The 15,537-nt window shown below is 48.3% G+C and carries 16 protein-coding genes and 4 pseudogenes; 5 read left to right on the plus strand and 15 right to left on the minus strand.

Annotation, left to right across the window (positions count from 1 at the left end):
- Positions 1–37 precede the first annotated feature (37 nt).
- Positions 38–3,461: pseudogene (locus JCM14467_RS03490) on the minus strand (DNA-directed RNA polymerase subunit B).
- A gap of 119 nt (positions 3,462–3,580) precedes the next feature.
- Positions 3,581–3,850 carry a DNA-directed RNA polymerase subunit H gene (locus JCM14467_RS03495; protein WP_256359197.1) on the minus strand — a complete coding sequence of 90 codons (270 nt, stop codon included), beginning with the start codon at positions 3,848–3,850 and terminating at the stop codon, positions 3,581–3,583.
- 96 nt (positions 3,851–3,946) lie between these two features.
- On the opposite strand from JCM14467_RS03495, the gene argS (JCM14467_RS15420) reads away from it, so the two are divergent.
- Both argS (JCM14467_RS15420) and argS (JCM14467_RS15425) read left to right on the plus strand, forming a co-directional pair.
- Positions 3,947–5,044 carry an arginine--tRNA ligase domain-containing protein gene (gene argS, locus JCM14467_RS15420; RefSeq protein ID WP_252900585.1) on the plus strand — a complete coding sequence of 366 codons (1,098 nt, stop codon included), beginning with the start codon at positions 3,947–3,949 and terminating at the stop codon, positions 5,042–5,044.
- Positions 5,045–5,046: 2 nt separating this feature from the next.
- Entirely contained in the window at positions 5,047–5,877 is an 831-nt protein-coding gene (gene argS / locus JCM14467_RS15425) for an arginine--tRNA ligase domain-containing protein (protein ID WP_252900618.1), read from the plus strand.
- 4 nt (positions 5,878–5,881) lie between these two features.
- Here the strand turns inward: argS (JCM14467_RS15425) and JCM14467_RS03505 are convergent.
- The 6 genes and pseudogenes from JCM14467_RS03505 to JCM14467_RS15450 all read right to left on the minus strand — a co-directional run bounded on the left by JCM14467_RS03505 (position 5,882) and on the right by JCM14467_RS15450 (position 9,390).
- Positions 5,882–7,098 (minus strand): annotated as a pseudogene (locus JCM14467_RS03505) (redox-regulated ATPase YchF).
- Between the two features lie 57 nt (positions 7,099–7,155).
- Entirely contained in the window at positions 7,156–7,794 is a 639-nt protein-coding gene (locus JCM14467_RS03510) for a mechanosensitive ion channel domain-containing protein (RefSeq protein ID WP_054849209.1), read from the minus strand.
- Positions 7,795–7,914: 120 nt separating this feature from the next.
- Positions 7,915–8,199 carry a thiamine phosphate synthase gene (locus JCM14467_RS15430; RefSeq protein ID WP_252900587.1) on the minus strand — a complete coding sequence of 95 codons (285 nt, stop codon included), beginning with the start codon at positions 8,197–8,199 and terminating at the stop codon, positions 7,915–7,917.
- Positions 8,123–8,470 carry a thiamine phosphate synthase gene (locus JCM14467_RS15435; RefSeq protein WP_252900588.1) on the minus strand — a complete coding sequence of 116 codons (348 nt, stop codon included), beginning with the start codon at positions 8,468–8,470 and terminating at the stop codon, positions 8,123–8,125. The genes JCM14467_RS15430 and JCM14467_RS15435 overlap by 77 nt, the downstream gene beginning before the upstream one ends.
- 126 nt (positions 8,471–8,596) lie before the next feature.
- Positions 8,597–9,234: pseudogene (locus JCM14467_RS20360) on the minus strand (aldo/keto reductase); the annotation flags it as partial.
- Between the two features lie 12 nt (positions 9,235–9,246).
- A complete protein-coding gene (locus JCM14467_RS15450; protein WP_252900590.1) occupies positions 9,247–9,390 on the minus strand; it encodes a hypothetical protein in 144 nt (47 codons plus the stop codon).
- A gap of 65 nt (positions 9,391–9,455) precedes the next feature.
- Here JCM14467_RS15450 and JCM14467_RS03525 point away from each other — a divergent pair, with 65 nt between their 5' ends.
- Positions 9,456–9,704: a hypothetical protein gene (locus tag JCM14467_RS03525; RefSeq protein ID WP_054849159.1), complete on the plus strand. Its 249-nt coding sequence runs from the start codon at positions 9,456–9,458 to the stop codon at positions 9,702–9,704.
- A gap of 2 nt (positions 9,705–9,706) precedes the next feature.
- The gene (locus JCM14467_RS03530) at positions 9,707–10,678 is read left to right on the plus strand and encodes an RNA-guided endonuclease TnpB family protein (protein WP_252900620.1); all 972 of its coding nucleotides are present in this window, start codon (positions 9,707–9,709) and stop codon (positions 10,676–10,678) included.
- Here the strand turns inward: JCM14467_RS03530 and JCM14467_RS03535 are convergent.
- Positions 10,656–10,973, minus strand: a pseudogene (locus JCM14467_RS03535) (aldo/keto reductase); the annotation flags it as partial. The gene JCM14467_RS03530 and the pseudogene JCM14467_RS03535 sit on opposite strands and share 23 nt — an antisense overlap.
- A gap of 114 nt (positions 10,974–11,087) precedes the next feature.
- Here JCM14467_RS03535 and cutA point away from each other — a divergent pair.
- Entirely contained in the window at positions 11,088–11,225 is a 138-nt protein-coding gene (gene cutA, locus JCM14467_RS03540; RefSeq protein WP_252900621.1) for a divalent cation tolerance protein CutA, read from the plus strand.
- Here the strand turns inward: cutA and JCM14467_RS03545 are convergent.
- From JCM14467_RS03545 to JCM14467_RS03570, 6 genes are all read right to left on the minus strand, one after another.
- Complete coding sequence (locus tag JCM14467_RS03545; RefSeq protein ID WP_252900591.1) at positions 11,222–11,629, minus strand: hypothetical protein; 408 nt, start codon at positions 11,627–11,629, stop codon at positions 11,222–11,224. The genes cutA and JCM14467_RS03545 overlap by 4 nt on opposite strands.
- Positions 11,630–11,714: 85 nt before the next feature.
- Entirely contained in the window at positions 11,715–12,854 is a 1,140-nt protein-coding gene (locus tag JCM14467_RS03550) for a hypothetical protein (RefSeq protein WP_252900592.1), read from the minus strand.
- Positions 12,855–13,182: 328 nt separating this feature from the next.
- Complete coding sequence (locus JCM14467_RS03555; RefSeq protein ID WP_054849164.1) at positions 13,183–13,404, minus strand: hypothetical protein; 222 nt, start codon at positions 13,402–13,404, stop codon at positions 13,183–13,185.
- 91 nt (positions 13,405–13,495) lie between these two features.
- Positions 13,496–14,128: a hypothetical protein gene (locus JCM14467_RS03560; RefSeq protein WP_252900622.1), complete on the minus strand. Its 633-nt coding sequence runs from the start codon at positions 14,126–14,128 to the stop codon at positions 13,496–13,498.
- Between the two features lie 221 nt (positions 14,129–14,349).
- Entirely contained in the window at positions 14,350–14,892 is a 543-nt protein-coding gene (locus tag JCM14467_RS03565; protein ID WP_054849165.1) for a hypothetical protein, read from the minus strand.
- A complete protein-coding gene (locus tag JCM14467_RS03570; protein WP_252900593.1) occupies positions 14,870–15,184 on the minus strand; it encodes a hypothetical protein in 315 nt (104 codons plus the stop codon). The genes JCM14467_RS03565 and JCM14467_RS03570 overlap by 23 nt, the downstream gene beginning before the upstream one ends.
- Between the last annotated feature and the right edge of the window lie 353 nt (positions 15,185–15,537).

Raw genomic sequence — 15,537 nt, forward strand, 5'->3', positions numbered from 1 at the left:
CTCATCACCCCCTTGACGAACCATTAAATAAACCTTATCAGGCCCTCCTCTCCTCAATTAAATCACCTGTCTCAATCTTTGGGTATATACCGAGACTCATTAATTCCTGAAGCAATAGCTTAAAGGCGTAGGGCACCACAACCCTCACAATCCTACCCTTATCACCGTGTATTGGGCACACAGGCTTGCCCTTATTGGAGTCGTACCAAGCAACCATACCGCAGTCCTCACAGATATACATGACGTACTTATCACTGGACTCAACAAGTCTCTCCCTAAGTAGGCAGCTGCGCCATGAGCTATTAAGACATCCCTCTCCATCTCACCAAGCCTAAGACCGCCCTCCCTAGACCTACCCTCCGTAGGCTGCCTAGTCAATATCTGCACCGGGCCCCTCGCCCTGGCGTGTATCTTATCAGCAACCATGTGGTGAAGCTTCTGGTAATAGACAACACCAATGAATATGTCAGCCTCGAGCTTCCTACCCGTCAACCCACTATACATGACCTCCTTACCATCCCACCTAAAGCCAGACCTAATGAGAAAGTCCCTAAGCTCTTCCTCGGTAATACCCTCAAACGGCGTCGCATCAATCATCACACCCCTGAGCGCTGCTACCTTACCAGCCATTGACTCAAGTAATTGACCAACGGTCATTCTACTCGGTAATGCGTGTGGGTTAACTATTATGTCTGGGGTTATCCCATTCTCCGTAAATGGCATGTCCTGCATTGGTATCATCATGCCCATGACACCCTTCTGCCCATGCCTACTGGCGAACTTGTCACCGAGCTCTGGGATCCTTAACTCCCTAACCTTAACCTTAACGAGTTATAGCCCTCATTAGTCTCTGTAACAACGACGCTATCAACGATGCCCTTCTCACCACGCCTAACCGTTATTGATGAATCCCTCCTGGCGCTGGGCACCACGGTCTCTGTGTAAACACCGTAGAACCTCGGTGGTGATGTCTTGCCTATTAGCACCTCACCACTTGATACGAATACCTCAGGCGACACAATGCCATCCTCATCAAGGTGAGCGTAGGCCTCAGGTCCCTTGTAGCCCCTGACCTCGGCCGACGGTATTTCTATCCTATCCTCCTCACCGCCTGGGTACCTCATCTGCTCTGTCTCATACGTCCTAAAGAACACGCTCCTATACATACCCCTCTCGATGGATGTCTTATTTAGGATGATGGCATCCTCCATGTTATAGCCCGTGTACGTCAGTAACGCAACAACGGCGTTTTGCCCTGCCGGCCTCTCTAGATAGCCGTTAAGCTCTATTCCCCTTGTAATGACCAGCGGCCTCTCGGGATAAATAAGCAGGTGACCCCTACTATCCATCCTAAACCTATAATTGGCCGCTGGGAATCCAAGGCTTTGCTTCGCCATTGCTGCCTCGTAGATGTTCCTAGGTGACTGGTTATGTTCTGCATATGGTATTATTGAGGCCACGGCGCCTATCATGACTGATGGTATTATTTCCATGTGGGTGTACCTGCTCATGTCCTCCTCAGGATTAATCGCCACTAGGGCATTCTCCTCCTCATCGCCATCCAGGTACTCAACAATGCCATTACTGATCAGGTCACTCCAGGTCCACTCACCCTTCCTCAACTTCTCAATATGCTCTGGCTTTAACCTTGGCTTCCCATTCTCAATGATTATTACTGGCCTCCTAAGCCTACCACCATCGCAATTAACCCTCACCTCGTCAAGATACTCATTCTTTATCCTTGCAACATTGATCTCATGACTAATCTGACCCCTCCTCCTCATCTCCCTAATAGTACTCACTAGCTTATCTGGCTCCGTATGAATGCCTATTAACCTGCCATTCAGATAAACCTCAGTACCCTTAACACCCTCCCTCCTCGCCTTCAGTATTGGCACAACGCCAAGGTCGTAGAGCATCTTCTCAACCTCATTCTCATCAACCCCAACCGTTATTGTGGAGAGTAATGCCAGGTTCTTCACCAAACCGCAGTTCTGACCCTCCGGGGTCTCAATGGCGCAAAGCCTACCCCATTGGGTTGGGTGTAGGTCCCTTGCCTCAAAGTGAGGCTGCGTTCTGCTTAGGTTGGACACGACCCTCCTCAAGTGGCTCAGGGTTGAGAGCAGGTTGGTCCTATCGAGCATTTGCGAGACTCCTGTTCTGCCGCCTATCCAATTGCCTGTGGCCAATGCGTGCCTTATCCTCTCGGTTATTATGTCGGCCCTAACCAGGGTGACTAGGCTCGGTATCTTACCCCTTGAGTAATGCCTCTCCAACTGCTGCCTAATGTCCTGAACAACCTGCCTAAACACAGCCCTAAATAACTGAGCCATTAAATCGCCAACGAGCCTAACCCTCTTGTTGCCTATGTGGTCCTTATCATCAGGCTGCCTACGCCCAAGGTACATCTCGATAACGCCCTTAACCATCTGCCCAACCATTAGGGCCTTCTTTATCCTGGTCTCCTCGGTAGTGCCTAGGTGTGGTAGGAAGTACCTATCGAGCACCTGCCTAGCCCTCTCAATCCTAACCTCCCTTGGCTGTCCAATGGCCACTTTACTGCCTATAAAGTCCAGAGCGTCATCAACCGTACTCGCTATTTGAACTGAGAATTGGAGTGATGGCAATAACTCATTCTGTATGTCAGGGTCATCGCTGACTGCAAGTACTATGTCCTCATCAGTCTCGAGACCCAGAGCCCTCATTATTATTGGAAATGGTATCCTAGTAGCTATTGCTGGGAACGTGACGTATATAATGCCATCCTTATGTCTCTCGACAGTCACCGTGGTCTTGTACCCAGCCCCAATCGATATTACCTTAGCCACGTGCGTAATGCTCGCCTTATCACCCTTGTCGTAGAAAGGCTTATTTGGTGCCAAGTCCTCCTGCGATACAATAACCCTCTCGCTACCATTAATGATGAAGTAACCGCCTGGATCGTCAGGATCCTCGAGCTTGCTGATCAACTCCTGCCGCTTAAGCCCATATAAGTTGCAGAACTTGGACCTAACCATTATTGGTAGGTCGCCAATATAGACCTTCTGCCTATCAACCTCCTCGTCATTTACGTATAGAGACATTGTTAAGTAAAGCGGTGCTGCGTAGGTGAGGTTCCTAAGCCTAGCCTCCATTGGATAGAGAATGTGCTCGCTAGCGTCGGCCTCCCTAACCCTCGGCTTACCAACCTCAATCCTCTCAAGCTTTATGTACAAGCCCTTAACCTCGGTCTCGATTACGTTATTCTCATTGACAATCTCCTGCAACTTCTTCTCCACGAAGTCATTGAAGGAATCAATCTGATGCCTAACGAGACCACCCTCCCTAATGAATGCCCTAACCAACTCCCACCTATCGTCTGATGATGGGAATGCCGTGTAAGCCCTCTTAGACCTTAGAATTGGTATTGGCACGGAATCCAGTGCCTTACCAGGCTCAATGCCAGGATTATTCATCGGCATGATTAATCACCCCATGCATATTCAATATTTAAACTCTTTTTTCCAGGATGCTCATCCATTGGCTGAATAATCATGCTCCTTCTTCTTCATAAAGGGACTTATTTAAATTGCTTTGTGCATTAGCCCGGAACCACGAACCTGTACGTGACAAACTCGCCAGCCGTGTCGGACTTCCTAATAATCCTGATAACATTACCTGGCTTAGCACCTATCGCCCTAACTAATGGGTCACTCGCCCTAATCCACGGTAATTGGAAGACCTTAGCATTCAATTGCTTGAGAATCTCCTTAACCTCCTCCTTAGGCACGATCTCAGCCTTAGGCATGTACTCATGCTCGAGAATCCTCCTAAAACGCTCCTCACTCTTCCTCCTCCTACTTGAACTCACGGCGCTATGCCTATCATACGGCTATATAAGCCTTACACCAGGACGTGACCAACAGCATTAAAACATTTAATAAACTAGACCGGGTCCACATCTTGAATGAGTAATCCATATGGTGAAGTGATTAAGGATGTCCAGAGACTCCTTGAGCTTCTAAGCACTGAGGTTGGTATTGACGTGACTAAGTACATTAATGAGGTAATAAGGGCACCACCTCAATACGGCTATTTAGCTATTCCGATGCATAGCATTGTGAGGGAGCATAAGAATATTGATGAAATAGTTAGTAATAGGATAACACCTCAATTAAGGTTAATAAATAAAGCTATATTGGTTAATGGCTATTTAAATATTGATATAAATACAAAGAACTATGCAAACATTGTGCTATCTTCAATTAATAACTTAGGTGATAAGTACGGCATTAGTGATAAGTGCCCAACAGGTAATTACATAATTGAACATACAAGCGCAAACCCCGCTAAACCCATGCACATTGGTCATGGCAGAAATGCGGTACTTGGCGACTCGCTGGCTAGATTGCTCCGTTTCTGCGGTGCGTCTGTTAGGGTTCATTTCTACGTTAATGACTGCGGTGACCAAATGCCTTATGTTGGCATTGGTTATTACGTGGCCAGAGACCTCGTGCTTAATAAAATTAACAGTGGCTGGAAACCTGACGATATCATGGGTATTATTTATTCAGTGACCTATGCAGTTAGTGAGGTTAGGAGGTTGAGTAAGCAGATTGAACAATTGAATAGTGAGGGTAAGTATGAGGACGCAAATAAACTAATTAGCGAGAGGGATGAGTGGGTCTCAGTAATTAACAACTTCATGGAGAGGGATAGAGAACTCACCGAGGCTTTGCTCAAGGGGTTGAGTAAGTTTGAGGACCTGCCACTAATGGTTAAGCAGTGGTCAAGGTCCTACGAGAATGGTGATGAATTCGTCAGGAAGGTCATTAGGGAGGCCGTGGACATAGTCCTAAAGGGCTTCAGGATAACCCTTGACAGGCTCGGCATTAGCTTCGACTCGTGGGACTTCGAGAGCGAGGTTGCGGTTGATAATGGTGGCGTTTCCAGGGTAGTTAATGAATTGCTCAGGAAGGTCCCGCAATACATGGAGAGGGACAATGGGGCATTGGTGTTCAGGCTGATAAGTATGCCCAGGATCTTAGGCTTTGGGATGAATTAAAACTGCCCAGGTACATACCGAAGGCAACCCTACTCAGAAGTGATGGAACAAGCCTATACCTAACCAGAGATATTGCCTACGCCCTATGGTTCTGGGACAACTTCAAATTTGATAAGTTAATCAGAGTCATCGGCTCGGAGCAGGCTCACCCGCAGGCCCAGCTTAGGTTGGCGCTTCATGCCATGGGGTACTACGATTTGGCTAAGAAGTTAATTCATTATTCCTATGAGATGGTTAATTTAGCCGGAATGAAGATGAGCGGCAGGAAGGGCGTGTACGTGTCACTAGATGAGCTGCTTAATGAGGCTAAGGATAGGGTTATGGAGATAGTGAGGAGTAGGTTCCCACCTGGCGAGGCTGATAAGGTGGCTGAGGCCGTGGCTGTTGGCGCAATTAGGTACTCATTCCTCTCAGTGAGCCCTAGCAAGCCATTAACCTTCTCATGGGATAAGGTACTGAATTTAAGACAGAATAGTGGACCCTTCGTACAGTATACGTACGTTAGGACAAACGGCATTCTCGAGAAGGCTAGCGAAATACCCAGGACTACGCAGATACCTGACAACATCGTTAATGAGGAGAGGGAATTAATACTACTGCTCGGTGAGTATCCCGAGGTTATTGCCAGGGCTGCCCAGGAATTGAGACTTGAAAATATGATTGAGTATGTGAATAGGTTGTCCCTGGTGTTTAATAGTTATTACGAGAAGTACCCAGTACTCAATGCCGAACCCGGCATTAGGGAGTTTAGGATAAACCTAGTGAGTGCTGTGAGGACAGTGCTTGGCAATGCCATGGACATACTCGGAATACCCAAGCTAAGGAGGATGTGATCACTCACTTCGACACGTAAACCCTCACCACAGCCCTATGCCAAAGCTTCGAATTAACACCAAGCCTCTTACCCGTAATGGCGTCAACCCCCGTAACGGCCTTCTCGGCTATCTCGCTATGGATAGCCCTGGCCAGGTCAAGCACTGTGGCGTCTTTAGGCAGTAATAATACGTCAGGCAGTACATTGCCCTCCGTGTCCGTGAACCTCCTCTCATCAGCCACGGGGTATACCGCTATCATGCCGAGAACATCGAAAACGGCGGTATTCAATGCCTTAATGACGCCAGTACCACCCCACCTGTGCATGAAGTCCCTAATCCTCTCCAGGGCATCTCTCTGGGCCTTCGTTAAACTGCTCGAGACTATCTCGAAGTCGTCATCACCAGGCACATACTTAATTAGATTAGCCTTAGCCGCCCTCCTCAGGCTAATTCGTAATCCGCGCTTACGGGTATGACCCTGTACTTGTTACCGACCTCCTTAACAACCCTTCTGTAATTATCCTCAGCCTCTGGGATGTCCATCTTATTCGCGGCAATAACCATGGGCTTACTCAACTCCCTAAGCATTGACACGAAGCCCCTCATATCATCATCACTCCACCTACTAAGCGGCTTCTTATCAAGGTCGAGCTTTGTGAGGGCATCACTTATCTGCGCCTGGGTTATGCCCAACCCACTAAACCTGTCATAAAGCACGTCGAGCAGTGGCTTCTTAGCATAATCCACAAGCCTAACCAACTTATCCCAATCCTTACTAAGCATCTGAACCATCCACATGGTAACCTCATTAGCAAGAAACTCGATATCAACCAATGGATCGTGAGTGCCAGGCTTAACCAGCCTACCCTCCTCATCCGTCGCGCCAGCCATGTCGACGACGTGGATTAGTACGGGAGCCCTCCTTAGGTGGTCGAGGAATTGATTGCCCAAGCCCCTACCCTGCCAGGCACCAGGCACTAAGCCAGCAACGTCTATGAGCTCCACTGGTATGAACCTATTACCATCAATGCATATTGAGTTCCTCGGGTTATCCTTAACACCCAAGTCCCTGCAGACGCAGGGTATCCTAACATAGCCAACACCCACGTTGGGCTCAATGGTGGTGAATGGGTATGGCGCAATCTTAACATCAATCATTGTCGCCGCGGCAAAGAATGTGGACTTACCAACATTAGGCTTACCAACAATGCCTATCTGAACATGGCTCTGTAAAGGCACGGGAAATAGAGGAATAATACCAATTAATAAATTTAATATTGTATTTTAACCCAACGATTACTTCTGCTGTTGCTGCTGAGCCTGAGGTTGCTGCTTGGGCAGTATGTATATCTTATTACCAATTATAGCATTGTTTGGTATCAAGACCTTACTACCATCACTCTTAACAACCTCTGTGAACAAAATCGCAACATCATTAACAATACCATCCTCACCAAGTAAATTAACATGGTCATGAATCCTAAATGGCCTAGCCAATAGCAGGAACAAGCCGGCCACCGCCTGCCCAAGGACTTGCTGGACTGCGAAACCAATCACAATGCCTAGGAAACCACCAACAGCAACACCAGCAGCACCACCGCCAACTGCGCCCGCGATGCTTGCAGCCAATGCACCAATGCCGATTAACAGGAATACGTTTCTCATGGCCCTAGCCGTTGGATGAACATACCTAAACCTCATCGCCCAATAAATAACATCAGCAAAGGCAGACACTATTAGGTAGCCGAAGGCAAGGGCCAGTAATACATTTACATAACCCTCATACGGCTCAACATTCACTTTAATTGGCAGTTCTGGTAGTACTGACGTTATTATATAGTGAACCACCGCAGCAACCGCGACATACACGACTATGTATATTACAAGCTTTGCTATAGCATTAGTGTAATGCCTAGCAACCTCACTTCGGCTCATTTCAGGTGTAGTAGTTGCCACGTTTTATTTGCTAAATATCAAGTATTAATAAGCATTACTATGTGTATATTACAAGGCAAATCCTTTATACTAGGCATAGAATTACACAGCTAGAAAGAACTAGGCATTTTCCCAAGCCTCAACAAATGCCCTAGCCATCTTAACAGGGTCCTTAGCAGCCAGTATACCCGATATCACGGCCGCACCCCAGGCACCAGCGGCCTTAATGGCGGGTATACTCTCAAGCGTTATACCACCAATTGCATAGACCGGTATACTCACGGACCTAACAATACCCCTCAACCCATCAAGCCCCGTTACCCTATAATCAGCCTGGTCGGGCTTGGGAACACGGAGCCGGCGCCAATGTAGTTCGCGCCAGCCTCTCACCTTGCACAGCCTCATCAATAGTACTCGCACTGGCACCAATTATTAAGCCACCAAACCTACGCCTAATCTCATTAACAGGTGCATCATCAAGGCCCACGTGGACGCCATCCGCATCGCTCAGTATTGCAATGTCAACCCTATCATCGACTATGAATACCGCACCATACTCATTACAAAGCCTCCTAATCGTCCTAGCCTCCTCAAGCATGACCCTAATACTACCCTCCTTACGCCTATACTGAACAATACGAACACCACCCTCGAGAAAAGCCCTCGCTGCATCCACGTGGTTTTTTTATTGTGTAGCTCGTATCCGTTATTCCATAAATCCCCTTGGGAAGTCTCATACATTAATCCAGCAATTCAAGCCTAAATAAAACTAAATTTGCCGTTTTTAATCAACTATGATTGATTACCAGGTAACATACGTTATAACTAAGGAATTACTCGCCTCGGTCAGTCTCCTAAAATCATCCTCACTTAACCTCCACCCAGCCGCACCAGCGTTCTCAACAACCTGGGCAGCACTCTTAGCCCCTGGTATTGGAACAACATTATCATGCATTATAAGCCAGTTAAGCGCTATTTGTGCCGTCGTCTTACCGTACTTACCCGCCAACTCCCTAATCACCGGTATCAACTTCGTACTTATCTCCCTAAGATTGTCAGGGTAAAACACGGGCTCATTCTCCCTCAAATCACCCTAGGCCTATTCTCCGGGCCATACTTACCAGTGACCGCACCCTTCGCCAATGGACTCCAGGCTATTAGCGTGATACCCTCACGCTGCAGGTATGGCAACAACTCCTTCTCCACATCCCTCTCGATTAGGTTATACCTATTCTGGGAACTAACGATATCACTCCTCCTAAGGCACGCACGGGCAGCCTCAAGGAGCTGAAGTGGGTAGTTACTCACGCCAATGTACCTAATCACGCCATCCTCAACCAACCTCTCCATGGCCCTCATGGTCTCGCAGATGGGGACATTATGCCAGCAGGCGGGCCAGTGCAGCTGGAGTAGGTCAATGACGCCAACGCCAAGCCGTTTGTGGTTTTTGTTTTATTCGCTTTCTTCTATTACTATTACTTTTACCTTCTTCCCGTGCAATTTTGAGAGCTTCTCTTGATACTCCTTTGGTGGATATATGAGATATTTTTCGCCGGTCTTTACGACCTTACCCTCGAACACGTATATCGCCACCATACGTTATAATCAGTATGCTAAGGCTTATAAATCTGTGTGCTAATGCCCGGTAAAGTGAGTAACCAATGAGGGGTTTTATCCGCCTTGCTTGGCGGGTTCCCGAGGGTACGCGTTACAAGGCGTTAAAGGCGGAGGCCGAGGTCGTTTGTGGAGATGTTAATGAGCTTTTATGGGAATTGACAATGCATAGGCATGCGTTGTGGGACTTGGATAAACTGCCCAAGAGGAGCCAATTGCATCAACTGTTCTACCCAATGCTTAGGCAGTATGGTTTCAGGGCCCACGTGGCCAAGATATCTACGACAACGCCCTAGCCATTGTCAAATCAGCCAAGTCCAACAACGGCAATAAACCACGAGTAAGGAAATTCACTGCAAGGCTCGACTACCAAGACGCCAAGGTGGAACTGAATAAGGGAATTGTAAGGATAATACTGAGAGATAGATGGTATGTACTGAGACTTAGGCATAGGAGGGAGTACATTGAGAGGTTTCTGGGTTTAAGATGGAAGGAGGTACATGTTAAGTACGAGAATAAGAGGCTATTCGTTAGTATCATCTTCGAGACCAGGTATCAACCGTATATCCCTAGGGGTTTCACGGCAATCGATATTAACCTCAGGACAGTCACGACATACAACGGCACTGAAATCAGGAGGTACAGGACTAGGCTCATTGATGCCCTAAGCAAGAGGGCTAGGGCTGAGGAATTACAGAGGAGGTATCCTAAAAGGTGGAGGTATAACGAGAGGATTCTGAGTAGGATAAAGGCTCTTCATAGGAGGACCAGGAACATCATCAATGACTCATCGTGGAAGCTCGCTAAGGAAATAGTCACGAAGGCCTATAAACATAAACATGCGATCATCCTTGAGGACTTGGAGCATTTAAGGGATTCGATAAATGGTAAGGATGATGGCATCAGGTGGAAGTTAACGCTATTCGCATATAGGAGGCTTCGACATGCAGTAATTGCAAAGGCGATTGAACACAACGTACCAGTGATCATCGTGGACCCAAGGAATACATCAACCACATGCCCGAGGTGCGGTTCAAGGCTAACCTACATCCATAGACTGGCATTTTGCAGAAACTGCGGATTCATTGGTGATAGGGATGTTGTCGGAGCCATGAACATATGGTTAAGGGCTGTGCAGGCGTGTGCGGGGTTGCCAGGGTCAACCCAAAGCGCCTCCCCAATGAACAATGAAACCCGAGAGAGGGGAGGAAAACAAAATGAAGAAATGAAGAAAACAAACAGACCTAAACCCTCTCCCTGCTCCTCCTAGCCGCCTTAAGCACGTCATCATACCTATGCCAATCCCCCGGTATCTTAGTGGCAATAACGACATGCTCCCTAATACCCAACTCCCTAATCGCCCTACCCACAAACTCCTCACTACGCCCACGCCCATAAACCGCCGCCGTATCTATGAAGTTAATACCAAGCTCATAAGCCTTCGCAATAACCTCCCTGGCAACACCATACTCATATGGACCCCAGACATCGCCACCAAACTGCCACGCACCAAGGCCAACCCTCGAAATCCTAAGACCAGTCCTACCAAGACTTACGTACTCCATTGAGACAATGCCAAGGCCCCTCGCTTTAAAACATTATCAATAATTGCATTAATTACTGAGCGTGTTAACGACAATAACACTTTAGTAGGTTAGGCGGTGACCCACGTAGTGACTATGGGAGGGGAAGAGTACATAGTGGTGCTGGTCACGGTACCCAGTAAGGACGTCGGCATTGAAATAGCCAGGTCACTCATCAACAATAAATTGGCGGCATGCGTCAACATCATTGACGGCTTGAAAAGCCTGTTTTAAAGTCCATTCCTCACCGCGGCCGCCCCCTTTGTGGGTGCCAAACGCCTTAATACAGTTGCTATATACTGTCTTTTCTCCTCATTTTTCGCCCTCATAAACTTCTTACATAACACGGATATAACCCGCCTCTTTATATCATCATACCTTTCAGCAATGTATGCTGGAATCCTAATAAGCGTATACTTACCGCTTTCGTATATCCCCACCATGAAATCCTCACCGTAAACACTTCTCAACTTATTAATGATTTCGTGAATCTCGGTCTCGCTCTTAACTTTATGTCTTAATTCAAAGCCCCTGCCCTTCTCACTAATATACACCGAGAATTTTATGCCCGCAACCTCAATTTGATTCTCACCTCTCCTAAACTTCATCTCCATTCTTGCAATTTCCTTCAGATTCAACCACTTCCCAAAGGATAAGACGTCCAATAGGTCTTGTAGCGCATGTGGCAGTGAGTTGATTATTCTCCTGGCAAGGTCAATCGCATTATTGTCGTAGTAGTATATGGAATTTATGGAATTTTTTTGTCTCAGGCGCCCACCACCTAATGCCCAACCTATTGACTATTGATTCCCACTTATCAAAGTCGTAGCTCGATATAGCAATACAGATTATGGGCTCAACACCACCACGGGCTTTATGCACAATAAGAGCACTGCCATCGCCGAGCACTGCCGCAAATAAAAACACAGGTAACGCATCCTCACCAAGCTCTTTAGCTATTTCAAGAGCTCTATCCTTGAGCGAGCGATAGTTCTTAGCCCTCAATCCAAGCTCTATTGATACACCATTCTTGTTCACATGAATACCATGCGCAAGCATGTAAATATGGCCTGGGTATAAAATCGACCAAAGCACTGCTTGCCAGACTTGCGTAGTAACCATCTGTGGTATCTTACCCTCATAATACACTGACTCATCAGTAACTGCGAAACCCAACCTCAACGCCAGCAAGAATTTAGCATACTCCTCCCTATTCATCACCATTCCAAGCACGTCAGGCGTCTTTATCGTGATACCTCTAAACCTGAACACGATCTGAACCGTTATACTACTAGCTGTCTTATTTGCTTCCAACGTCAAATGCTTCCCATATATGGTTATTCCCTCACCATTCCTGATTATGACTTCGACCCTTCCGTTAAGGAGATCATTAATAATCCCCCTGACTTCATAGCCCACCTCTTGCCAATACTCCTGCAATTGCTCAATATATTTCTCGAATTTCCCAATTAATCTCATTAAGCCGTTTACAGTCTTATCACCATACTTGTTCAGTAACTGCGCCCTGCTCTTAATCTCCAACAACTCCTTCCTATACTTCCCGACCCACCAAACATCCCAAACGTACCAATGCACCAATCGCCTAACAGTTTCAACAAGCAACTCAACTGCCCTACCCCTTTCCTCTTCACTAATCTCCTTGCTACCACAAACGTATTTCCAGCGTCTCTGTCTTCCACGACAAAATCTGTTCTTTTTCAACAATTCCTTTAACTTCTCCTCATCAAGAGTATCGAGGGTTTGCGGTGGGCCGGGGCGCCCAGGCCACTCCGCCCCGCCTGTATTAGTATTAATGGCGCGGCGGACCCTTTCCACCCTATCAGGCGGTGGGCCATTGGGCATTACCCCACCTGCCCCCTGGCTCTGATTTTGATTTTGAACGGAGTTTGTATTTTGGTTTTTCCTCCTCCCCATCTCCCTCACCTGGGAGGAGACGCCCCACCGAGGTCCTCCTCCCGGCAGGATCGCCGGGTTGCCCGGTGGGGCCATACCACCCACCACCCGAGGATTAAGGTGAGAATTGATGAATCGGGTGAGAATGGGTTGGCGCCCCACCGGGCAACCCGGCGAGGCGCCCCTCCACAGGTGAGGGAGATGGGAAGGAGACTATTAGTATTTTTCTTCGCCTATTTATATACTTACCGCTTCGTCCTCCTCATGCGTTGGTTAGCTAATTTTCCCTGCATACCTTAATTTCACCAGCTCTTTCTACTCCTCGTTTAGCTTTATATACTCCGCATCCTATCCCCGCCTGTTCCCTGGCCTTCCTCTCCCTGCCGTTTCCCTGGGTTGGCTTGGGATCGCCTAGCCCCATTGCCAGCCCAGGGGCGGCGCCCTCGGCACTCGGCTTGGGGGCTTGGGATCGCGAAGCCCCACAGCCCCAGCCACACACGCCGGGAGCCCCCCTAACCAGGGGAGCCGCCGGCTCGAGAGGGAAGGGGGAGGGAGAAAGAAAGGCCAGGGAGCAGGCAGGGTTTAAACGGCTAGAGCCAAAGCCACCACGGCTTTCTATCTAACTCGACACTCACGTTGTACTTCTTGGCTAATCTCTGAAGCTCACTCAGCACTTGGTGAAGCTCGGCAGCGTACAACCATAAGTCAGTGCAATCCAACTCCTCACCTCCAATGCTGACGACCCCATCCCTACAATTTTTCATTAGCGTCTCTATCCTTGAGATTTGCGATAGTAAATCACCAATACCGTTACTCAGCATCCTGGCTATTACAAGATCATTACTCGTTACGGCGCCCCTGCTATTATTGGTGATGTAACCGTTTATCTTTTCATAGATTAAGCTGCCCAAGCCTCTGATTAGGTCGTTTTCAACGTCAATCCTGGATACATCGAGTTCATTAACAACGGTCTCAATTACTCTAGTCCCGTATGCCCTGAGGAATGGATGGATCACGGACGCCACAGTAATGATCGCCCTGAGGTACCACGTACGTAAACACTTCTCCATCCTCCTATCGTAATGCCAAGTCTCGGAGACCGGGGCAGTGTAATGATAGCAATCCCTCGTGAAGAATCGTTTCACAGACTTCTCATTATAACCCCTTAATCGCCTCAGCAAAACCGCAGCCAACCTAATTGCCTCGCTCCAAGTATTAACCATTACTATCACCACCACTCCCTACGTACTTACTACAGACGCAGTGATTAGCCTCGACATGTCGGAATCATCGTTTGAGACGCACTCTCCACAAGGGGGCGGTCGCGGCGTTTTAACAGTAGGCTTGGATCACCCCCAACCTTCCGCCCGGGCTGTTCCCGGGTGGTTTAGTCGGGGGCTCATTGTGTCTAGTGTTTTTTTTGTCCTCGCCTTATAAGACTGCATCATGATGTGGACCTTATGACTGCGGCTATGACTAGCATGAGCAGTAGCAGCAATGGTATGGCCCCTAGATGTACGATTATTAGCGTAATGCCGGCTGCGGCGGCAGCTGCAATCGCTATTAAGGCGTAGAGCCTACGCCGACTTCGATTACGCCGGTCAAGGTAGGTTAATAGCTCAACCACCCCATCACACGCCTTATCGCAGCAGGGAGCAAACCTCAACGCCTCCAACTCCCTCCTCAACTCCTCAACCTCACCCCTCAACCCCTCAAGCTCCCGCCTCAACGCACTATAATGCTCTGTAACCTCCCTCAAAAGCCTCTCCTCCAACTCCTGCCTCAACTGCTCAATATTGACATCCCTATTTGCGTTCCTGCTCGCATTTATGAGCTTGAGGACCCTCTTCATGATATTGTCCTCGATCCTCTTCACATCCTCCTTCATCACCACACCGTCCCTCAACTCCTCGACCAACCCCTGGAACTTCTCATCAATGTACTTTTTCAACATATAAAACAACTCATCCTCCTTCTTCTCGCCCATCAACTATCACCACGATGTACTTCCTACCCCTCCTAACCCTAAAGCCGAGCTTAAGCAGTACGTACTCTAAATACCCATTGGCGGTCAAGGAAATGAGAGCCGCAGCGCCCGGCAAGCCATGCGCCTCAAAGTACCTCTTAAGCTCACTATAGTAAATCTTGTACTCACCATTAACGTACTTAACATTCCTCAAGTGCCTATGCAACTCCTCCCTTAAGAACCTCTCAAGCAACGCCGCAGCCCTCGGCCTATACTTAGCCGTAGGTGGGGGCCCGCCGCGCCAATGGATCACCCCTGAGGACCTCACCCAGGCAATTCCCGGGCGCTATACCTCAGGGGCTCATTACCCAACCCTAAGGCAATAACGGCTTAAAAGACATCAAAGGCGGCTAAGGCAATAACCTTATTAATCCCCAGCCGGCATGGGTTTTAGGGGCCGGGGTGGGTCGGCCCGGGCAAGGTCAGCACGTCGTCCCATCTTCAGTGGTCTGCTCGTGCCGTGGTCATCAAACCGCCCGGGCTTCACCCCCACCCCAGCCAACCCCACCCATGCTGGCTGAGGCGGGTCAGCCCGGGCCTTGGCAATCAACGCATCGAAGGCAACGAGGGCGATGGGTTTATTAATCACTAAAGGAGACTTTCGGC

The sequence above is a fragment of the Vulcanisaeta sp. JCM 14467 genome (assembly GCF_001316245.1).
In the GTDB taxonomy this organism is placed as follows: Archaea; Thermoproteota; Thermoprotei; order Thermoproteales; family Thermocladiaceae; genus Vulcanisaeta.